16 protein-coding genes and 1 pseudogene are annotated in these 21,879 nt (G+C 58.8%); 11 read left to right on the top strand and 6 right to left on the bottom strand.

Annotated elements, in window-relative coordinates; all coding sequences use genetic code 11:
- Positions 1–2 precede the first annotated feature (2 nt).
- Both CA85_RS20505 and CA85_RS20500 read right to left on the bottom strand, forming a co-directional pair.
- On the bottom strand, positions 3–704 hold the full coding sequence (locus CA85_RS20505; protein WP_146393235.1) for a CDP-alcohol phosphatidyltransferase family protein: 702 nt from the start codon (positions 702–704) through the stop codon (positions 3–5).
- A 7-nt stretch (positions 705–711) separates the two neighbouring features.
- Positions 712–1,587, bottom strand: coding sequence for a DUF1206 domain-containing protein (locus CA85_RS20500; protein WP_146393234.1), 876 nt, complete (start codon positions 1,585–1,587; stop codon positions 712–714).
- 409 nt (positions 1,588–1,996) lie between these two features.
- On the opposite strand from CA85_RS20500, the gene CA85_RS20495 reads away from it, so the two are divergent.
- Both CA85_RS20495 and CA85_RS20490 read left to right on the top strand, forming a co-directional pair.
- Positions 1,997–3,229, top strand: a complete 1,233-nt coding sequence (locus CA85_RS20495) for an AI-2E family transporter (RefSeq protein ID WP_146393233.1) — start codon at positions 1,997–1,999, stop codon at positions 3,227–3,229.
- 86 nt (positions 3,230–3,315) lie between these two features.
- Positions 3,316–5,208, top strand: coding sequence for a carbon starvation CstA family protein (locus CA85_RS20490; RefSeq protein WP_146393232.1), 1,893 nt, complete (start codon positions 3,316–3,318; stop codon positions 5,206–5,208).
- Between the two features lie 65 nt (positions 5,209–5,273).
- Here the strand turns inward: CA85_RS20490 and CA85_RS20485 are convergent, their stop codons facing one another.
- Entirely contained in the window at positions 5,274–6,344 is a 1,071-nt protein-coding gene (locus tag CA85_RS20485) for a DUF1571 domain-containing protein (RefSeq protein ID WP_146393231.1), read from the bottom strand.
- Between the two features lie 263 nt (positions 6,345–6,607).
- On the opposite strand from CA85_RS20485, the gene CA85_RS20480 reads away from it, so the two are divergent.
- The 7 genes and pseudogenes from CA85_RS20480 (at position 6,608) to ilvE (ending at position 13,707) form a co-directional block, all read left to right on the top strand.
- Complete coding sequence (locus CA85_RS20480) at positions 6,608–7,588, top strand: ThuA domain-containing protein (protein WP_146393230.1); 981 nt, start codon at positions 6,608–6,610, stop codon at positions 7,586–7,588.
- Positions 7,589–7,614: 26 nt separating this feature from the next.
- Positions 7,615–7,749, top strand: a pseudogene (locus CA85_RS26185) (NPCBM/NEW2 domain-containing protein); the annotation flags it as partial.
- Positions 7,750–7,758: 9 nt separating this feature from the next.
- The gene (locus tag CA85_RS20475) at positions 7,759–9,972 is read left to right on the top strand and encodes a PVC-type heme-binding CxxCH protein (RefSeq protein ID WP_186775090.1); all 2,214 of its coding nucleotides are present in this window, start codon (positions 7,759–7,761) and stop codon (positions 9,970–9,972) included.
- A gap of 91 nt (positions 9,973–10,063) precedes the next feature.
- The gene (locus CA85_RS20470) at positions 10,064–11,230 is read left to right on the top strand and encodes a c-type cytochrome (protein WP_146393228.1); all 1,167 of its coding nucleotides are present in this window, start codon (positions 10,064–10,066) and stop codon (positions 11,228–11,230) included.
- A gap of 93 nt (positions 11,231–11,323) precedes the next feature.
- Entirely contained in the window at positions 11,324–11,842 is a 519-nt protein-coding gene (locus tag CA85_RS20465) for a 3-hydroxyacyl-ACP dehydratase FabZ family protein (protein WP_391564914.1), read from the top strand.
- 65 nt (positions 11,843–11,907) lie between these two features.
- Positions 11,908–12,678: an enoyl-ACP reductase FabI gene (locus CA85_RS20460; RefSeq protein WP_146393290.1), complete on the top strand. Its 771-nt coding sequence runs from the start codon at positions 11,908–11,910 to the stop codon at positions 12,676–12,678.
- Between the two features lie 168 nt (positions 12,679–12,846).
- Positions 12,847–13,707 (top strand): branched-chain-amino-acid transaminase, encoded by an 861-nt coding sequence (gene ilvE, locus CA85_RS20455; RefSeq protein ID WP_146393227.1) that lies wholly within the window; start codon positions 12,847–12,849, stop codon positions 13,705–13,707.
- Positions 13,708–13,855: 148 nt separating this feature from the next.
- Here ilvE and CA85_RS20450 read toward each other — a convergent pair whose 3' ends face one another.
- The 3 genes from CA85_RS20450 to CA85_RS20440 are packed head-to-tail and all read right to left on the bottom strand — an operon-like array spanning position 13,856 to position 18,560.
- Complete coding sequence (locus CA85_RS20450; protein WP_146393226.1) at positions 13,856–14,899, bottom strand: hypothetical protein; 1,044 nt, start codon at positions 14,897–14,899, stop codon at positions 13,856–13,858.
- A complete protein-coding gene (locus tag CA85_RS20445; protein WP_146393225.1) occupies positions 14,896–17,094 on the bottom strand; it encodes a hypothetical protein in 2,199 nt (732 codons plus the stop codon). The genes CA85_RS20450 and CA85_RS20445 overlap by 4 nt, the downstream gene beginning before the upstream one ends.
- Complete coding sequence (locus CA85_RS20440) at positions 17,091–18,560, bottom strand: MotA/TolQ/ExbB proton channel family protein (RefSeq protein WP_146393224.1); 1,470 nt, start codon at positions 18,558–18,560, stop codon at positions 17,091–17,093. The genes CA85_RS20445 and CA85_RS20440 overlap by 4 nt, the downstream gene beginning before the upstream one ends.
- A gap of 249 nt (positions 18,561–18,809) precedes the next feature.
- Between CA85_RS20440 and CA85_RS20435 the strand changes: the two genes are divergently transcribed.
- Together CA85_RS20435 and CA85_RS20430 are read left to right on the top strand one after the other, a co-directional pair.
- Positions 18,810–19,304 (top strand): hypothetical protein, encoded by a 495-nt coding sequence (locus CA85_RS20435; protein ID WP_146393223.1) that lies wholly within the window; start codon positions 18,810–18,812, stop codon positions 19,302–19,304.
- 117 nt (positions 19,305–19,421) lie between these two features.
- Positions 19,422–21,083 carry a helix-turn-helix domain-containing protein gene (locus tag CA85_RS20430; protein WP_146393222.1) on the top strand — a complete coding sequence of 554 codons (1,662 nt, stop codon included), beginning with the start codon at positions 19,422–19,424 and terminating at the stop codon, positions 21,081–21,083.
- Positions 21,084–21,879 lie beyond the last annotated feature (796 nt).

The following is a 21,879-nucleotide window of genomic DNA, read 5'->3' as shown; positions in this document are numbered from 1 at the left end:
AATCATGAACGTCGACTCAGGTGCCAGGATAGGAACGCATAGAACACGGGATACAGCAGTGACACGGCCACCAAGACGATCGGCGGTCGAGGGAAACTGTATAGCATCGCTAGGAGTATAAGCGTCCACAGCAACGCGCCAATCATGACGGTAGGCTTCCACGCCCTCGGAGCCAAGTTCGGATAGATCATCCGTACCGGAGCAACCGTCAGCACAGTCAATATCCACAGCGTAATGGCAGTCAACCACGGTGAAAACAGTGTGGAGAAAATGCCAGCGTAAAGAGCGAACGCGTTCCAGTACGAAGGAAAGCCGCGGAAGAAACCATCCGTCTCGTCCTTCGCTTCGGTATGGGCAAAGCCAAACAGACTCGCGCCCATCGCCAGCACGACCGTCCAACCTAAGCCGATTGGCATCCACTGCATCCGCCAGATCAACAGGAGGGGGATGAACGCGAACGTCAGGTAGTCCAACAAGTCGTCGATCGTCCGCCCGTCAATGCTGGCTGCATACTTCTTGACGTGAAATCGTCTCGCCAGTGGACCGTCGATCGCGTCGATCAGCGTTGAGAGCAACAACCACAGAAAAACGATTCTGGGATCACACGTCGGGCTGGCGATCTCCATCGCCGCCAGCGCAGCCGGCACGACTCCAGAGGCCGTCAACACATGGACGGAGTAGGCAATGAGCCGCTTTCGATGCATCACCGGATCACTTGCCAATGTTGAACCGACGATACCAGCCCATCAGACACATGTGAACGGCATAACAAACCAATCCTAAGCCGGTGATACCGATCAGGACTTTGCCAAAAGGTTGCGCCGCGATCGCTGCCAAGGCATCGCTCATTCCGGCAATTTCGCCATCGGCGGTTCCATTGACCGCCGAACGAAGGATGAACCCACCGATGATCGCGAAAGCGACGCCACGTGTGGCCAGTCCAAATCGCCCAGCGTGCAGTGCGAATTTCCTCGCCGACTCGCTCATCCGGGCGAAGTCATATTTCTCCATGAACTTCGCCAGGTAAGCTTTGTAGACGAAGTAAATCGCGACGCTGATCGTGACGGCACCCGCCACGCCTAGCACGATGCGACCCCAAGTGGAATCGAGTAGCGTGCTCGAACCGCCACCGGATCCACTTCCCGATCCACCCGCCATTCCCAAGGCAAGCGAACCGGCAAAGATCCCCAGCGACAGGTAGGCGGCTCCGCTGAGGGCGTACCCCACGCGTTTAACGATACCTTTGGCATCGGTGCCCTCCCCCTCGGTATCCTTCGCAGCCTGCACCCAACGCCACAACGTGTACCCGAGCAATCCAATGGCAACAATGCCTAGCAAAATTCGCCCGAATGGCTGCTGGCCGATCTCCCGGACAGCTTCCCGGGACCCCGATATCTCACCGCCCGCCCCAATCGCGAGCTGAAATGCCAACGCACCGATGATCCCGTAGACCACGCCCTTGGCGATGTGTCCCGCTCGACCGAGCGGTTCGACCCACGACGGTACCTCGGGAAGCGTCTTGGTTTCAAAGCCGTGCCACGATTCGTGTTCGGAGAGATCATTCTGGTTTGTAGCTGTTTTCGACATGCTCAATTGGTTCAGTGAAAGTTGAGAAAGTGCAGTAAGTCGTTCGTGGGCTGCGAGCCAATGGGGGCCGGTAATTCTTCGCCCAAGCGGCCGGGCGCAGCCGCAGTTTCGCTGCCCCAGGGCTCGGCGTCTTATTCAGTTCCAGGGACACTGGCGGCGGCTGGCCCGTTAGTGGAATCAGACAAGACGAACGCTCGTTCGGCTAATAGCCCAGCATTTGTCGTACCAATCCGCAGACTGCGGTCGAAGGTGGTACGATACTTGCGGCGGCCCGAGTCTCGACTGCGGGGGCTGATGGCACGGAGGTGTCTCCGCTGGCAGATTAGAGCCGCGTGTTCGATCTGACCTTTCGAAAAGGATGCTGGCACTGTCGGATTTTCACTCGTCCCTCAATCGATCAAAGGATACGATGTCAAACGAAGCAAAATCCGGCCCTACCGCTGCCCCTGATTCGAAATCGTTGGACCAACAAGCGGCAAGTGACGAGCTTGCCCAGACCGCCCCACCGCAGTCGCGTGCGGGGAAACCGAATCGACGTCAGGGCGCCCCAGCGTGGGCGGTCATCGGGATTTTCGTGCTCTTGTCCGTTGCGGGGTTGGCCTACGCTCAGGTTTTCTTGACGCCCGTAATCCTTGCTTTTCTGCTGTCGCTAGTGTTCAGTCCCGTACGTCGGCTGTTGGAGCGAATTGGCACGCCGCCTGGTATCGCGGCGGGGATGATCGTCATGACGCTCGTCGGCGGCTTGCTACTGACGGGGCTGATGTTGATAACGCCGCTGACAAACTGGGTCGAGAATGCTCCGGAGATCGGCGCTAGGCTTGAACAACGCATGCTCGAAATCCGCAACGGCTTCGGTGGAGGTTCCGAGGGCAAGTCCGTCAGCGAAGTGGTGCAAGAGGTCGAAGACGCGGCTACACCAGAGTCGAATGGCGACGTCCAAGAGGTCGTCGTTCGCGACCAGAGCTATGTTGGCATGCTCGCCACGACGGCGCCCTCGGCGTTCGTGCAAACTATCTTGGTGTTGGTGCTGCTGTTCTTCATCCTCGCGTCGGGGGACATGTTCTACGAGAAGCTTGTGCATACGATGCCCACGTTTCGCGATAAACGACGAGCGATCACGATTGCGCATGATGTGGAGCGCAAGCTTTCTCAGTATCTGATGACCATATCGATCATCAACGGAGGTCTGGGGATCGCGGTCGGGCTGGCCATGTGGGCCTTCGGGATGCCCAACCCGTTTTTGTTTGGACTCGTTGCTGCCCTGTTCAACTATGTGCCTTACATCGGTGCGATTGGCGGTTCGCTGCTCGCCCTGGTGGTTGGACTGTTGACGTTCTCGGGTGCGTGGGCAGCGATCATGCCAGCGGCCACCTACTATCTGCTGACGGCGATCGAGGGCCAGTTCATCACGCCGTATTTCGTGGGCCGTCACTTGAAACTCAATACTGTCGTGGTTTTCATTTCGGTCACCTTCTGGGCGTGGTTGTGGTCGGTCGTCGGCATGTTGGTCGCCGTTCCTCTACTGGTCACGCTCCGTACGTTCTGCGAACACATCCCATCGCTGGAACCCTATGGTGATTTTTTGTCGGCCCGCGGTGCTGAGGTGGATCCGGACGATGGCGGAGCGGATGATTCAAAGTGACCGGCCGAGGCTCACGCGACGCGTCAGAGCCGCTATGATGTCGATCATTCATTGGTTCCACGCCCCCCCAAGCTGTCCCCACCTGTATGAGCACACTTTTTGTCGCCTTGGCCTCGATGCTAGGCTTCGTCGTCGCCTATCACACCTACGGCCGCTATCTGGCAAAGCGGCTCTTTGGTCTGCGTGACGACGAGCCCATGCCAAGCGTGCAGCAGCGTGACGATGTTGACTTTGTTCCGACTGACCGCAGTGTTGTCTTTGGTCATCATTTTACGAGCATCGCCGGCACAGGACCGATTGTAGGCCCGGCTTTGGCTGTGTTTTGGGGTTGGCTGCCGGCGCTTCTGTGGGTGGTGTTTGGTTCGATTCTCGTCGGCGGAGTGCATGATCTGGCTGCTTTGGTGATTTCGATCCGCAACCGCGGCGAGTCGATCGGCCAGGCTGCTGGGCACCTTATCTCGCCCCGAGCCAAGTTCTTGTTTTTGATCGTCCTGATGTTGGCGTTGTCGATCGTGCTGGCGGTCTTCGGGTTGGTGATCGCCAATATCTTCCAGCTCTACCCCGAATCGGTGTTGAGTGTTTGGACGGCGATGCCGGTCGCGGTGTTGATCGGATGGCTGGTGATCCGCCGAGGTGGCAATTTAGTCGTGCCTTGCCTATTGGGGCTGGCCGTCCTCTATCTAACGGTGTACCTCGGCGCCTATCACCTCCCTATCGACTTGGCTGTTTATTTGCCGAGCGACAACGTGTACCTCACGCCAATTGTTGTCTGGACCGCTTTGCTGCTCGGATACGCGTTCATCGCCTCGGTGCTACCGGTGTGGTTGCTGTTGCAGCCACGCGATTTCATCAATTCGTTGCAGTTGCTCGTCGCGCTGGTCCTGCTTGTTGCGGGCTTGGCGATCGCGTCCTTCAGCGGCCAGGCTGACTTGGTTCAATCCGCACCGGCGATTGCGCAAAATATCCCGAGCGATGCGCCACCGATGTTGCCATTTCTATTCATTACGATCGCCTGTGGTGCCTGCAGCGGGTTTCACTGTCTCGTTAGCAGCGGAACGACGAGTAAGCAGTTGAGCTGTGCCTCCGACGCTCAAATGATCGGCTATGGGTCCATGCTCGGGGAAGGGATGTTGGCTGTGTTGGTGATCTTGGCCTGCTGCGCCGGAGTTGGGATGGGGCGTTTGGAGCGAAGTGTCGTCGACGGAGCCACTGTGATTGCCCGGGTACCGTCGGATCCCGCGGACGATCGTTCGGCGGAGGCAGAGGGTTCGGCCGCATGGCGATCTTATTACCAAACTGGCCTGAGCGCCTCGACTGCATCGGCAGCCGCCGGCGTCAGCGGCGTCGACGATCCCAACCCGGGTGGTTGGAGAAAGCAGGGACTGGCAAAGAACCTTGCTGCATTCATCGATGGCAGCGCCAATTTCCTCTCCTCCATTGGCGTGCCCCTGAAATTTGGCGTTGCTATCATGGCGGTCATGGTTGCCTGTTTCGCCGCGACGACGCTCGATACGGCGACACGGTTGCAGCGTTACGTGATCAGTGAATTGTCCGAATCGGTCGGTTTTCAACCGGGCAAGAACAAGTATGTGTCGACTGCGATCGCGGTCGCTGTGGCCATGTTGATCGCTATCTTTGCTGGCGAGGCACCAGGCACGGGTGGTCTAATCCTCTGGCCACTTTTTGGTGCGACCAATCAATTGCTCGCTGGATTGGCCCTGATGGTCGCTGTGTTTTACTTGGCCCGTCGCAATCAAAGCGTTGCTTTGTTGGCGATTCCGATGTTCGCTATGTTGCTGATGCCAGCGTGGGCGATGACGTTCGACTTGATCGAGAATTGGTGGCCCGCCCGCGACTGGGTGTTGGTCGCGTTCGGTCTGTCGATATTGTCTCTACAGGCCTGGATGATCGTAGAAGGGGTCCTGCTCTGGCGGCGCGGTTGGGGGCAGTCACGGTCGACTGAGAATGCGACCGAGTGAGGCGAATTCATCAGTCACCTTGGAGGGGCATGGTCTGCTCGGGCGGGCGCAGCGCCGCGGCCGCGCTACGGTAGATCGCTATCGGCCTCTTTTTCCGACTCGTCTTCGGGGCGAAACTGGTACTGCGGGTTGGTGCGATCGAAGTCGAGGTCAGTCAGTTCGGCGTTTAAGTCAATCTGCGTGATCGCATACTGTTCCTGCAAGACGGGATCGTCCTCGGGGTTGTCTGCCCATGCATAGGACGAAAAGAACACAGGAAGTTCGTGTTCGATATCGATGTAGACCTTCGCGACCTGGAACGTGGAATTGGACCGGCGTTCGACTTGGCTGACTTCGATATGTTGACAGGGACGTCCGTCGACCTTCGCGTCAGCGAAGTAGCGAATCTTGATGTTGTCCGGATCGATCTCGGACTCGATCCGTTCGAGTATCTGTTCGAGCATTGGGCGAATACCAGATTGCACGATGGAGTAGTGGCTCTCCCGTTTAGCCAATCGTCCTTCTGGATCGAGTTCGACCGTTAGGTTGGGCAACCGTGTGCCACCGCGACGCACCAACAGGTCACCATCGCGCTCGTTCTCGACGTAGAGCACCTCACGTCCGACGACGTCGCTCGGTTTGAGGAACTTTGCATACAGACTGCGCGGCTGGACCAAACGTTCGCCGTCGACGCGACGCTCGCGGATTTTCAGCCGGATATAGTGAGTCGGTTCGAGCTTGCCTTCCAACGTTTCTCGTTTGACGAGCAAACAGGTATACGCATCGACTTCACTCTCGAACCGCAGCTGCGCTCTCGTTGCGAATTCAATCAGCGGCTCGAGCGAATCGGGTGGTCGTTTTCCGGGACCGATTGAATGCACCGGAATCGCAGATGCCTCGTTGGCGGCATCATCGTGTGTGCTCTCATCAGACGTCGCTGCGCTCGATTGAGGTGTTTCGGAGGCGGGAGAGGACAGCGTGGCTGGATCTGCCAATCCGGGCTCGTCGGCGGCGCTTCGTTGTGGCAGTGCGACTACGCACAGGACAGCCGTGAAAGTGATCGGGGCGATCCACCCCACCGCAATCCACCCCACCGCGATCCGCCGAGCAGCGATGAGGTTAGGAGCGTTCAGGGCAGAAAACTGCGGAGAAATCATCCGGTTGGGCCAGCTAGAAGGAGCGTGAAGTCGAAGTCCATCGATGAACATCCCTCAGTCTGGTTGCTGGAGACGGGCAATCAAGGCCTTATTCGCCGACGATAGCAGCATCACCGACTTTGGATCAATGCGAACGTTGGCATCGCTGAGTGGCCGAGAAAGAAATCTTTCACCGACGAGTCACCCGATTCTCAGCTTGGGTTATAATCCGGATCCTCCCACCTTCATTGCCCCCCTTTCCGATACAGACAAGGCATCGATCAATGCGACTACTCCGCGTTCTCTGCTTGCTCACCCTACTGCCCGCTGGCCAGATTCCCTCGTTGGCTGCGGATGCTCCGAGCGCCGGTGCGACTGATGCCAAGAAGATTGTGTTTCTCGCGGGGCGTCCCTCCCATGGATACGGAGCGCACGAGCATTATGCGGGATGTCGATTGCTCGCTGAAGCTTTGAAGGAAGCCAAACCTGATTATGACGTGGTGGTCATGAAGGAGGGTTGGCCTAAAGAAGGCGCAGACGCCTTGAAGGATGCCGATTCCATCGTCGTGTACTGTGACGGTGGGTCGCGGCATTTGCTCAACCCGCATGTCGACGAGTTCGACCCGTTGATGAAAGCGGGGGCCGGTTTGGTCTGTATCCACTACGGAGTCGAGACGCCCAAAGGGAAAACTGGTGACGCTTTCCTCGACTGGATGGGCGGCTATTTCGAAGCCGGGTGGTCGGTCAACCCGCACTGGGTAGCAAAGTTCGAAGCTTTTCCTGCTCACCCGATTAGCCGTGGTGTGGAGCCGTTTCAGATTAACGATGAGTGGTACTTCCACATGCGGTTTCGTGACGAAATGGAAGGTGTCACGCCGATCCTGTCCGCTCATCCGCCGGAATCGACGATGCGGCGACCCGATGGCCCGCACAGCGGCAACCCTGCTGTCCGCAAAGCTGTCGCCGAGGGCGAGATCCAGCACATGGCGTGGGCCGCCGATCGAGAGGACGGGGGACGTGGATTCGGGTTCACCGGTGGCCATTTCCACTGGAATTGGGCCGACGAAAACTTTCGCAAGGTCATGCTCAATGCGATCGTTTGGACTGCCCATGATGACGTTCCCGATAGTGGCGTCAGCACTCCGAATCCCACCGAGGCGGAACTCGAAGCAAACCAAGACGAGCCCAAGCCGCAGCCGAAACGAAATGCCGGCGCCGCAAAAAAAAAAGAGCTCCGCAAGTCAAACGCTCCGTCGCTCGGGTAAAGCGTCAAGCGTCCAAGCCAGTCTTTCAAAGTGAGATCGTCACCAGTCAAACGAGCGGACACAGCGTCGAGATCGATGTCGAACTCAACGGCGCCAGTGAGATTTATCTCGTCGTCAACGATGGTGGCAACGGATTCTCGTGTGATTGGGCCGATTGGGCCCTGCCGCGTTTGATCGGACCAAAGGGCGAAAAGAAGCTCACGGAACTGACGTGGGAGTCAGCGGTCGCTGGCTTCGGGAAGGTCCGCGTTAACAAAAGTTCCGGTGGCACGCCACTGCAGATCGCCGGTGAGCCGATCGAGTATGGAATCGGCACCCACGCCAATTCAGTCATCGCGTATCGTGTTCCCAAAGGTTACGACCGGTTTCGCGCGATCGGAGGCTTGGACAACGGTGGTACCGACCAAGGCGCCTGCGGAAACGAGGCGAGTGTCCAGTTTCTCGTTTACACCTCTGAACCTCCAGAGATCGCCGCAGCCCAGGGCGCCGCATCGCACGACGTTGCTGACGCGTTGGCGGGTTTAGAAGTCGGGCAAGCTCTCACGGCTAGCCTCTTTGCTGGCGAACCCCAATTGCTGAGCCCCTCGAATATTGACATCGACCATCGGGGTCGCGTGTGGGTTTGCGAAGTCGTCAATTATCGCGGGCACAACGGCGAACGGGCTGAGGGCGATCGGATCCTCATTCTCGAGGATACCGACGGCGATGGATTGTGCGACAGCGAGAAGGTGTTCTACCAAGGCAATGACATCAATTCGCCTCACGGCGTCTGTGTTCTTGGCGATCAAGTCATCGTGTCGGCTGGCGATAAAGTGCAGGTGTTCACTGACCGAGACGGCGATGATCGGCCCGACGAGCAGCGGGTTTTGTTCAGCGGGATTTCGGGGACTCAGCACGATCATGGCATCCACGCGTTCCGATTTGGTCCCGATGGAAAACTCTACTTCAATATCGGCAACGAGGGGCGTCAGATCAGAGACGCCGCTGGCAATCGGATCGTCGACCAAGCCGGCAACGTCGTCAATAATCATCGACAACCCTACCAGGACGGGATGGTGTTTCGCTGCAATCTCGACGGAACTGAGTTCGAGACGCTAGCGTGGAACTTTCGGAACAATTGGATGGTCGCGGTCGACTCCTACGGGACGATTTGGCAGTCGGACAACGATGACGACGGAAACCAAAGTTGCCGGATCAACTTCGTCATGGAGTTTGGCAATTACGGCTATAAGGACGAACTGACCGGCGCCGGTTGGCGTTCGCAGCGCACCGGTATGAGTGATGTCATCGTCGAGCGACATTGGCACCAGAACGACCCCGGTGTCGTCCCCAATCTTCTGCACACCGGTGCGGGGTCTCCGACAGGAATCACCGTCTATGAAGGCGATCTGTTGCCAATGTTTCGCGGTGATCTCATTCACTGCGATGCTGGTCCGAACGTCTGCCGCGCGTATCTACTCAAGAGCGACGGAGCGGGCTATCAAGCGAAGATCCGAGACATTCTCAAGGGGACCCAGGATCGATGGTTCCGTCCTTCCGATGTGAAGGTTGCGCCGGATGGATCACTCGTGATCGCTGATTGGTACGATCCCGGGGTGGGGGGCCATGGCATGGGCGATGTCGATCGCGGCCGTTTGTTTCGCATGACGCCACGAAAAGGTAACGTGAAATACGACGTGCCTACCTACGACTTTGACTCCATAGGCGGAGCGGTCGAGGCACTCCAAAGCCCCAACGACGCGGCCCGTGCTTTGGCTTGGCAGTCACTACGCGCCCAAGGTACCAGCGCAGAAGCTGGTCTGCTCGAGCTGGCCCGTTCGGACAACCCGATCTACCGTGCTCGCGCCTTGTGGTTGTTGGGCAAGATCGAGGGCCGCGGTCTCGAGACGGTGAACGAAGCTCTTGGTGACGACGATAAGAACATCCGTATCGTGGGGATCCGATTGGCGCGGCAATTGGGGATCGACTTGGCGGACTACGCTGCGAAGGTTGAGCGGGACGCATCTGCCGCGGTGCGGCGGGAGCTGGCGATCTCGCTGCGGCGCAGCGACTCGCCGCGAGCTGCGAAGGTATGGGCAACGCTCGCAAAGCAGTATGATGGCAGCGATCGGTGGTATCTCGAAGCACTCGGGATCGGCGCTGGCAACGGGCACGCCGAAGCGTACTTTGATGCTTGGTTGGAACTCGTTGACGGAGACTGGAACACCTCCGGCGGTCGAGAGATTGTCTGGCGCAGCCGCGCACCGAAAGCTGCCGCCTTGCTGGTGAAGATTCTGCAGGACCCAGATACCCCGGTCGAGCAGCACGATCATTTCATGCGGGCCTTCGATTTTCATGAAGGACCTGCGAAAGACGCCGCGCTGCGATCGCTGCTCGGACTGTAGGTTCCTGCTCAGCAGCACCCCGCCCGAGCCGTGAACCGACACTTTACCGCTCATTCCAATCGCCAACCATTCCCACCGGTTCCCCATCTCCATGACTCCGCGACTTCGCCCAGCGATCCTGATTCTGCTCACGATCTTTGCCTGTCCCCTTCTGCCTGGTCCCCTTCTGCCAGCCGCCGATGACGGGGGCGAGCTGTCTCCTCAAGACAAGCTCGTTGTTGAGACCGTGCTGCGATTGCAGAGTTTTCAGTTGGAGTCGTCGGCTCCGGCGAAGGCGGCTGTGCTGCGCTATCTGCGTGCCCGCTTGGGATCGAAGCAGTCCTTTGACCTGATCAGGCGTTTTAAACCGGTTGAGATTGCTCCCGATTTGGCCGCTTTTGGTTTGGAACATGCCAACGAGACCGAGGGAGTCCGGGCAGCGGAATTGCTGTTCGCGATGGGGCAACAGAAGCGGTTGCTCGACGTCGCCGAGGCCGACGATTCGGAGCGTGCGATGACAGCGATCGCGTTAATCGGGAGAAGCGGTCGCGGCAAAACAGTCGAGTCTTTACTGCCGTTGGTGACATCGGGTGAAACATCCATGGATCGCCGCATTGCCGCGTTGACCGCGATGGGCAGGCAGATCGACGGTCAAACCCAGATCCTCAGCATGGTCAAAGAAACGGCACTTCCTGACGAGCTGAAATTTGCTGCCGCAAACGTGCTCTTGGCATCCCCGAACGCGGAAGCTGTGGAAGAAGCGAGTAAGTATCTCTCGCTACCCGAGACCGCCGATAGCCAACCGCTGCCTCCCGTTGTCGAGCTGGCCAAGCGAAGAGGCGATGTCGCAACAGGAGCCAAGGTGTTTCGCGAGCCAGGAACCTGCATCGAATGCCACAAGATCCACGGTGAGGGGAAAGAGGTCGGCCCCGATCTTTCAGAAATCGGCAGCAAACTCTCGCGTGAAGCGATGTTCGTCGCGATTCTCGACCCGAGTGCGGCAGTCAGTCATAACTTCGAAACGTACGTGCTGCTCACCGACGATGGCACCGCTTTCACGGGGTTGTTGATCAGCCAAACCGATGCCGCGATCACCCTGCGGACCAATGAGGGCATCGACCGGACGGTGGACCGTGAGGCCGTGGAGTTGTTCGAGAAAAAGTCTCAGTCGATGATGCCGCAGGATCTGCAGCGATTGATGACCGCGGAGCAGCTTGTCGATTTGGTCGAGTATTTGATGGGGCTGCAGAAATCAGCTGAGGGTTCGACCGCTACTTAGCGGCGTCGTTTCGGAATCAACCTGCTTGACGACGACCCCGGTTTTAACGTCTGATATCGTGCGATTTCTCCCCCTCCGCACGCAAATGATTTCATGACTGCCGCCTCGATCCCGCCTGATTCCGATGCTCGCTCCTCAGCGAACGCCCCGATGGGGATTGCGGAAATCGAGCGAAAAATCCCGCATCGCACGCCGATGCTCCTGCTCGATGAAGTCGTCGAATTGACGGAATCGACGATTCACGCGCGGAAGACCTTTTCCAGCAACGACTATTTTGTGCAGGGGCATTTCCCAGACTACCCACTTGTGCCGGGAGTCATTCAGTGTGAATGCTGTTTGCAAGCGGGCGCCATCCTGCTGAGCGAACAGACCCCCGAGGCGGGCGGTTTCGTGCCCGTGGCCACGCGGATGGATAGCGTGAAGTTCAAAAACATGGTGCGGCCAGGTGATACCGTGGACATCCACGTCACGCTCAAGGAACGTCTCGCCAACGCCTTTTTTCTAAATGGGAAAATGCTACTCAACGGTAAAACCACCACACGCCTCGACTTTGCCTGCAGTATCACGAATCCCGGCGGTGCTGACGCGAGTAGCGGGGGGACTGCCCCGTGAGCGAATCCAGTCCTGCTCCCACCCCGATCGATTTCCTGGGATTCTCCGGAAAGACATTTCTGGTCATGGGCGTGGCCAATCGGAAGAGCGTTGCCTGGAGCATCGCCCGATTGGTCGAGCAATCCGGTGGCGAAGTCATCTATACCGTTCGCAGTGAATCACGTCGCGACAGTACCGCCAAGCTATTGGCGGACCGCCGTGTGATTGTGTGTGATGTCGAGGACCAGAGCCAAATCGACCAACTCGCCGAAACACTCGCTAGCGAGAATATCGAGTTGGCGGGATTGGTGCATGCCATTGCCTTCGCGGACTACTCCGAGGGCATGCGGCCGTTTCACGAAACGACGCGGCGGCAGTTCTTGCAGGCCATGGATATCTCAGCATTTTCGTTGACTGCGGTTTGCCAGGCACTGCGAGACCAATTCGCTCGAGACGCCTCCGTGGTCACGATCGGGATCAGTACCACACGCATGGCCAGTGAGAGTTACGGCTTCATGGCTCCGATCAAAGCTGCGCTGGAGTCATCGCTCGCTTTCTTGACGAAGTCCTTCAGTCGCTTCAGCGAGGTGCGATTCAATAGTGTCGCCGCCGGATTGCTGAAAACGAGCGCCTCAGCGGGCATTCCTGGATACGTTGATTCCTACTTGTACGCCGAAAAGGTCATCCCTCGCGGCCGTGCGGTGAAGACAGATGAAGTCGCTGCGACGGCGGCATTTTTGTTGTCGCCCCGATCGAGTGGAATCACGGCTCAATCCCTGATCGTCGATGCTGGCATGTCGATCAACTATTTTGATGCAGACGTGGTCGGCGCGGTCACCGATGCCTCGGTCGATTGATCTCGACAGCCGCGGTCGTGGCGCTAGCACTCGGACGGCGGGCGTCAGTCCCAGGAGATCGATTGCCCCACCCGGCTAGCCTCGGTAGGGGCGACAGCGAAACGCGAAAAGGACACGCTTTCGCTGGTTTCATTTTTTTCTTCCAACTTCAGACGACAGTATTTTCTCATGGCTCAAGCGATCTACATCAACGGTGAATTTTTCTCTCGCGAAGACGCCAAGATCAGCGTCTACGATCACGGGCTGTTGTACGGTGACGGCGTGTTTGAAGGGATGCGGATTTACAATGGCAAGGTTTTCGCATTGGAAGATCACCTCGTCCGCCTCTATGAATCCGCCCGCGCGATCGCGTTGACATTGCCGATCGATATCGATGCGATGCGGAGTGCCGTCAGCGAGACCATTGAAAAGAATGGTTTGAGTGAAGCTTATGTGCGATTGGTCTGCACCCGCGGCAGCAATCAATTGGGGCTCGATCCGAACCGTTGCGAAGAGCCGCAAGTGATCATCATCGTCGATAAGATCTCGCTGTACCCCGAAAAGTTCTACACCGAGGGATTGGATCTGATCACCGCCTCGACGATTCGGAACCATCCGGCAGCCCTGAGTCCTCGGGTCAAGTCGCTGAACTACCTCAACAACATCATGGCCAAGATCGAGGCGATCCGAGCAGGATGCATCGAGGCTGTGATGCTCAATCACAAAGGCGAAGTTGCCGAGTGCACAGGCGATAACATTTTCATCGTCCGCCGTGGACGGCTGCTGACCCCGCCGATCCATGCTGGGATTTTGGAAGGAATCACCCGCAACACGGTGATCGATTTGGCACGGGAAGCCGGGATCGAAGTATCCGAAGAAACACTGACCCGCCACGACTTGTTCATCGCCGACGAATGCTTCCTGACCGGTAGTGCCGCTGAAGTGATCCCCGCTGTCCGGCTCGACGGTCGCCTGATCGCCGCAGGGAAGGTAGGACCTGTCACCCAGCAGCTCAATAAGCTTTTCCGCGACCACGTCAGCAGCATCTAGTCCATGCTCTTGGACCCCAGCGTCTAACGCTGGATTGATTCTCGCTCCGCTGCTTCGCAGCGATAGAAGCACGGCGGGGCTGCCTCGATCACTGCGCCTTCAATCACTGCGCCTTCAATCACTGCGCCTTCAATCACTGCGCCTTCAATCACTGTGCCTTCGAACGCGTGCCGCTGCTACTGAAGATGATAGCTTGACCTTCCATCAGAGGTCGGGAAGCAGTCGCGAAGCCACGTTGGTAGAGATGTTCTTTCAGCTGGCGGAGTTCGCCGAAGCTGTCTGGATAGACCCAGACGGTGATCGTGGTCGCATTGGGATCTCGCCCAGCCAACTCGACGTCGAGGAAGCTACGGTTGCGAAGCACTTCGCCGATCGGTTGGCCAACGGATTCGGTCAGCGGTTCAAAGGCGACCGCACCGAGGCGGGCCGTCATCGCCATGCCCGAACGCCCGTTCTGTGAGACACGCTCTACCGTTCGTTCGATCACATAATTGGCGATGTAGTCGCGCATCGGTCCGACGGTCGCCGCGGCGTTTCCGGGCTTGCGAGTCATTCGTTGGACATCTTCTTTGATGTCCTTCATCAGAATCTCCACGGGCACAACCGACAAACGCCCTGCCTTGAGACGCAGGTCAATTTCGTCCCCGAAAACGGTTTTTGCCATCGGAGTGGGCAGGTGCTCGACGGCGACGAGCGGAGCCTTTTCATTGGCCAGCCGATCCTTGGTACCTGCCAATTCTGCGAGCTCGCCCTCGATCTCGTGAATTTCACGCTGCAATTTGGCACCACGAACCTTCGATTGGTCGAGTTTGGATTGGGCGTCCTCCCATGCGGCTTCCGCCACCCCGAGTAGATCGAGAAGCTTGCCGCGGGCGGTATCGAGCTGTTGGACCTGGGCATCGTAGCGGCGCAGCTTGGCTTCTAATTCCATCGATTCTCGCTGTGCCGATGCCGCCCGCATCGCCATCTGGCCAAGCTCATCGAGCTGGCTCCTTGTCGCGACAGGGGACGAGGAGTCGGTCGAGTCGAGCTCGTCTTCGACCTCGGATTCGGCGCGCATCATCTCAGTGACATGGTGGGTCTGCGTGCCCAGAATCACGACGAGAATGATTAGGATGCCGACGAGGTTAGCAACGATGTCCAAAAAGGCATCGTGTCCAAGTTCGACGGAACTGCGACGGCGTCCACTCATGGTGCTCTCCTGGTTACTTCGACACCACTATCTTCCATGAGCCTTTGGAACTCTTCGAATTGCTGCTCAGCACGCGGTCCCACGCTGACTTCCAGGCGGGGCTTCCAGTAGCCGCCTCGCATTGTGGCACCCCAGTTGGCAACGCGGTCGCGGACAGCGGTGGCCAGTTCTCTGGTGGGGCGTTCGAGACCGCTGCTACCCAGCGGGATCGTTCGCACCACGCGGCCGTTATCGACTAGTTCAAAGCGATCGTGCTGACACCGCATCGCGATCGGACGAATGAACTCTGTCCCGCCCATGCCTCGGAAGGCCTCCGGCAATGCCCAGTCCACGCCTTTGCGTTGGACCATGTTCTGCGGTTCCTGGCCGGCAGCGGAGGCGGACGGAGATCCCGAGGACTGTCCGTCCGATTGGGATGTGCTCTCAGCGTCATGGCGTGACGACGGCCCGGCGTGCCCAGCATCGCTCAACGCCATCGCAGCCGCCTGGCTCGCTCCGTTAGGATTGGCCGAGGACGTCATCTCGGGCGTCTCTGTCTGCTCCGCCGAACCGGTCGGGCTCATCGCGGCGCCAGAGGCCGCGGAGGTTCCGGTCGACGAGTTGCCGCCCGCAGATTGAGCTTGCCCCTCCGGTCCTGCCCCGTCGGCAGCGCCGCCTGCGGTGTTCTCGCCGTCGCCGTTCATCTCGCCGTTCATGCTTGCATCAGCGTCATTGGCATCGCCGGTTCCTTCTCCTCCACTGCCACCTTGGCTCGCCATTTCGCCGGAGCCGCTGGGATTGGAATCGTCCATGCCTGGATTGGATTTGCCATTGAGGAAATTGTTAAGAGCATCGGACTGCGATTCCACAGATTGGGCGGCGCCGTAGCTTTCCGATCGTGATCCGGGAGGCTGCGAATAGACCCCCGAGGAGAATCGCTGGTCTCGGGCGAGTGAGTAACCCTTGGATTGTGCCTGTCGGTCGAGATCTCGGGCGGACAAGGTGGGCAGGGATCGCTGTTGACGGTTGCCCGATTGCGTTCCGCCTCCGCTTCCCCCAGCCTCGCCGGCGCCGCCTGTTTGCCCAGCCGGTTGAGATGGATCATTGCTAGCGCCAGCGGACGCGTTGGCTTGGTTCGCGGCCAACGGCGTGCCCGATGCGCTGTAGCTGGAATCACCACTGCTGGCCCGACCGTAACCGCGGCCCCGCCCACGACCTCCGCCGCCTCCGTACCCGCCGCCTGCGAGTTGGAGATTGCGCGCAGCTGCTTCGGCAACAGCAGTTTCCATATCTTGACGCAGGACTTTGTCGCCGCCGGGGAATGCGAGATCTACCTCGCCCGGGACGAGTTCGTAACCGTACTGATCGTCCCAGTCCTTCATCAATGCACTGGCGACACGATACATATAGATCCCATTGGGGCGGACGATGAGCAGCGGATAGGGTGGCTGGTTGTCGCCGTACTTCTCAACCGCAAACCGGCGGGCGACGCGGAGCGCCGACCCCAGCGGATTGCTCAGCGGGTTGTTGGTCTCCGTCGCCGCGAGGGCTTGTTCTTTGCTGATCCGAACGCCTTCGGGCATGACCTGCAATCCATTGGCATCGCAGATCACGTAGACCGGACGCCGCTGGGTTCCATTGGGACCGCGGTGCGGCACAATCACCACGCGTGGTTTCGTCCCTCGTTCGCTCGACTGTAAATCTTTGATTTCGGCGCGCAGTTTTTCGGCTTCTTCCCGCATTAACAACAGGGTCTGTTCATCGGTCTCAATGTCCGAGGACGGTTTGTCGGTCGACTCCATCGCCGTCTCGACCTCGGTATTCAACGCCTCGAGTTCGTCTTGGATTTTGCGCATGTGCGATTCGACTTGGGTGATCTCGTCGCGTTTTCGCTCCAACTCCGCGGTCTGCTGATCGCGATAGGATACGAGCTCGCTGACGCGAAAACGCTCCTGTTCGATCATGCTGTCGGCAGCTGCAGCAGTCAATGTTTGAGGTGAATCGTTCTCTGCAGCAGAGTTTTCAGCGGCCTCGGCCGTGTCTGGATCGGTGGCCGCTGATGCAGCCTGCGACTCCTGTTCTGCCTCGGCAACGACCGCTTCCTTCGCATCCTGAGCGACTAGCGCAAGAAGCAAGATCAGCGTACCGAGCGTGCAGATGAGCACCGCCAGGAACGGGAAGAGCGACGGTGAGATTCCGGCGCGGCGGCGACTCATGCGGCCCGCCCGACGTTGGAGTCAGCTGCGTCAGCAGCACGAACGCGTTGTTCGGGCTGAGTCGGTGCTAGCGGCTGTTCCATGGACGCTGGCAATCGCGAGCTGAGCACATCCACGGCGCGAGCGAGCACGGTCATCGCTTGTGTGACGGCCGGATCGAAGCTCGCCGCGGAGTCCGCCTGGTCATCGCTTTGGCGATCCGCAACGACAAGCTTCAGGGCGTCCCTGAGCGAGGAGTCCTGGTCGCTCTGCCGCGACGCAAGGGTCGTCATGGCTTCAGTATGCGTCAGCAGGGTCCGGCGATGGGTGTGCACCTCGGAAGTGGTCTCCTGCACGGCAGCACGCCAAGCCGCAGTTTGTTCTCGCAGTGCGTTGCCCACGGAATTCGCTGCGTTATCGAGCCGGCCGATCGATGCATCAATCCGGTCGGCGTGATGCGTCAATGCCGGTTTCATCGCCGACTGCAGCAATTGACGAAACTGTTCGGCTCCCTCGGTCTGCTGGCTACGCCAGGCATCCTGGGCCTCTTCGATCGTCTCACGCCACAGTTTGGCTTGAGTCGCCAGCGATTCGGCGACCGCGGTTTCGATTCCGCTGCACAACCTCGTGATCATCGCTGTTTGATCGTCAGCGGATTCGTCGCTGGGCAATCCAATCGAAACTAGGTTTCGAACCCGTTCGTCTATTTCGACGATCAGCGATTGCATCGCTCTCTCAACGGGGAACTGTAGGAAGATAGCGACGACAGATAGAACCAGGCCGAGTGCCGTCGTGTCGAAAGCCACATACAAGCCGCTTTTCAAACGGTCGACCGCGGCGGTTCCGTCGGAGAAATCAAGTCCACCGAGCGTTTGGGTAATGCCGATGACGGTACCGAGAAATCCCAACATGGGGATTGCCCAGACAATGATGCGAATCAGACCCAGCGAATCGTGAGCGGCATCCGCATCGCGGACGGATAGCTCTCGCAGGTCCTCTGGCAGTTCGCCGGTCGTCGAACGGTAGCTCTGCCGGGTCAGCACTTCATCGAGTCTTCGCACGACGGCGCTTCTGCGAGTGCTGACAGGCAAGCGGCTGAGGGTAGCACGCCAAAGTCGGGCAGCGTGGCCGGCGTCGTTCTCGGTTCGCCAACGTTGGGCCGGCGATTCGAGCGAGTCCTCGTCGGACGAGGGTGGCAAGAGATCGCTGTCACGCAGCAACCGCAGGGTGCGTTGCTGCGACGCGGTTCTCAGCGACATCATGGCAAGAATGGCCAGTGCGACGGAGAAGAGGGTCGTAGCGGCGATCGAAACGGGGTGCCCAGTGAAGTAGCGGTTCAACGGTGCCCAGTTGACTGTCAGCACGATCGCGTAAAACACGCCGCAGCCGGCCAATCCCAGCACCAACGGGGTGAGTTTGCCGACCAGCACCTTGCTGGGGGAATCAGCTCGAAGCGAGGCGTCTGGGGTTTCAGGAGGCTGAGTCATGGGACTGCGTTTCCGCTGGGAGAGGTGGGCCGCCGAGCAGCCTAAATGGGGAGGGCTCGAACATGAGCCCAAACGTGCATCGGCGTGACACTATCATGCAGGACGTACGAATCACCAGATCGACCACTACAACCGTTCGACTTTACCGAAACGGCAAAATTCGGGTTTGCGGTGAAGTCGGCGTGCTCGGTATGACTGAACCGTTGCCTGGATAGTATCCAACCAAAGCCAATCTCACTGGAATTTTCCATGAACTTCCCCATCGATCGCCCTCGGCTCTCACGCACCATCGCTCGCTGCATGCCCTTGATAATCGGTATCGCGATTGGCCTGGTTTGGGGATCGGAGCAGCCCGCAGCGGTCACGGCCCAATCGCCGGGGGGGGACGCGCCGGCGGGGCGTTGGTCGAATTTCGGCGCCGAGCCAAATCAACCCGCAGAAAAGAGTTTTCGCAATCAGGTGGGGGATCGTGTCACCGTCGTCGAGGCTCGGGAAGGACGCGATGTTGCCGGTTCGGGAGGATTGATCGGATTTTCCCACGTTGACAACGAGGGAACTCAGGTAATTACCATCGTAGATGCGGAAAAACGGTGGATGGCGGTGTATCATGTAGGTTCAGGGGGCACGATCCGACTGGCAAGCAGTCGCGAAATTGCCGCCGACTTCACACTCCAGCTCAATGCAACCGCTCCGATACCGGACGAGATCCGCCGTCTTCAGGGCCTGCCGCCGCGATCCGAGTGATCGTCCCTGCAGCCTGTACGGTCGAATAATCGATCCGCGGAGACTAAGTGCGAGCGTGACAGAGTGTGGTTTTTACCCCTGCTTCCTAACGCCCATTTCCGAATCTCCCGCGCTGCCATGGCCAACTATCTCTCGCTCGAAGAAGCTGCGAAAAAACTCGGTATTCCCACGCAGACACTCATCGACCTGCGTTCTCAAGGGCAGGTTCGCGGCTTCCGCGATGGTACAAGTTGGAAGTTTCCTGAGAATGAAATCGATCGATTGCAGGATGACCTGCCCAATCTCTCGGGAATTGGATCAGGAATCAACGTGGGCGGTGGGGCCGGATCCAAGCCAGAAGGGATCAGCGGTGACGACAGCGCGTTGTCTCTCGGTGGTGTGATCGGAGACGACGAAGCCGGTAGCAGCATCGAGTTGGGTAGCGAACCTGCGGGCCAAGGTGGCGATAGCGACGTGAATCTCGTCCCCGGCGATGGCTCCGATGGCAGTGATGTGCTCGTCATTCCAAGTGCCAGCGGTTCGGGGATTCTCGATCTGGACGATTTGGATGTCGCTGGTTCGGCGATCTCCCATGATAGTGGTGAACTGAATCTCGAGACCGGTTCCGGGACCGAGCCCAAAGCCGACGACGCCGGGGCCGCGTCGCCAGCGGCGAGCGATCAGGCCAGCGAGTCAGCAGCCAAGAGTGAACAACCACCGGCCGCTTCCGAAGATAGCGATGAGTTCAACATCGGTAGCGTATTGGACCTCGAGGAGGACATCGTTCCCGGCAGTGATCAAGATCTCAATCTCGATCTCGGCGGTGAAGACGAACGATCTAGCAGCCTCGATATGCTCAGTGAACCCGACTCGAGCGGCAAAGCGGAGGATAAACCCGCCGGTCGTGCGAGCGGCGATGTGCTCAGCGAACTCGATCTGCTCGCCGGGGATTCAGTCGGCAGCGGTGTGCTCAGCGGCGACGGTGAGAATCCCATCGCAGGTTCCTTGAGCGGTATCTCCGATACAGGTTCCGGCGTCGATGATGCCTTGGCGGACGATGATCTGATGATCTCCGATGACGACGATGACCTGATTATTAGCAGCGAGGGCAACGACATCTCGATGGCAGGCGATAGCGGTATCGATCTGATGAGCCCGTCCGATAGCGGATTGTCGCTCGAAGGGGAGCCATTGGATTTGGCCAGCAGCAGCGTTTCCTCGCTGGACCTGGGCGCCGAGCTCACCGAAGGCAGCGGGTCGGGAATCGGCAGCGGCAGCTACGGATCTGGGTTGAGCCCCGCCGATGACAGCGGATCCGATATCGACTTTCCGGCCGATGAAGAATTCCAGCTCTCTCCATCGGGTATCCAGCTCGACAAATCAGAAGAAAGTGAATCGCAAGAGATCGACGTTGAGAATTCGGACTCCTTCGGCGGCGGGTTTGATGAGCCTGCCTTTGAAGAGGCCGGAGTCGTCGAAGAAGCCGGCGGCTTTGAAGAGGTCGATGCCTTCGGTGATGATGCTGCTGCAGTTGAAGACGAAGGTGGTTTTGGGGAAGCGGATGCCGAGGACGAGGCTGTCGCTCAACCCGCCGGTGCTCAAGCAGGTGCCCCGGCTGGATTCGAAATTCCGTTCACGATGCTGCAAACCGTCGGCATGCTGCTGATTTTGATTGTCATGAGCCTCGGCGGCATGCTGATGTCGGATCTCGTCCGCAATATGTGGAGCTATTCCGAACCTGCCGCCCCGGTCAGCTCGCTCACCGATTGGCTGATCGACGTCGCCGGTTGGGGCAAGTAGTCGCCCCGGCGGTGACCGACGTCGATCGGGCGAGTGACACCAATCTCGGCCCCGCTCGGAAGCATCTGTGCTTGCCGCTTTGGCGGCTTATTTGACTCGGTGCGCCTCCGCTGCGGCGCCCAAACAGCCGGCCAACGCTACGCTGACGTTCCCGGTGCTGGTCGATAAGCTTAAAGACTGTTGATCGAATCGACGTTGGACCCGCAGCGGTGAGCCGAGGGCCGTAAGGCGAATACCGCTTACTTTGGCCTCGTTTGGGGCGCGACTAGGTTGGCAATCCGATGCGTTAGCGAGGAAAATGGGTTCATCCGACGGAAGCGTGCGCAGAGCACAGCGGAAGGTTTTTTGAGTACTGTCATATCCAGAACGAAAATTTGCAGTGCGCGCGTACGCTCAGCGGCACCACCAATAGGGTAGCTTTTTCGACACTCAAAGTCCACTGTTTGTCGGCCAGCCAGCACGGCTCGGTTAGCTTTGGTGGTTCAGTCTCGCCACCCTGGTAGATATCCGAAGCTCTGAGAGCCCCACACTGTCTCATCCGGCGTTTGAACCGCTAACAGAGCATCTCACTCTAGCACGGGCTTGCTCAGCAGAGCTACGCTCCACCGATACCCTCGGCATGCGACGACGTTGTTAGTGTGCTTGGCAGCACGACAATTCAGCCTAAGGCTTCAGAGCTTCGGACGGTTTCGATTCTACAGTGTTTTCCTGGTTCACTCCAAGACGAATTAGTAAGCCGATCAGCAAGTCGCCGATCGATTGAGGGCCTCGACGCTTCTTGCCAGCGAGAAGCTGC

Source organism: Allorhodopirellula solitaria, from assembly GCF_007859855.1.
GTDB classification, from domain to species: domain Bacteria; phylum Planctomycetota; class Planctomycetia; order Pirellulales; family Pirellulaceae; genus Rhodopirellula; species Rhodopirellula solitaria.
The sequence above is the reverse complement of the archived record's forward strand: the minus strand, read 5'-3'. Positions and strand labels throughout refer to the sequence as shown.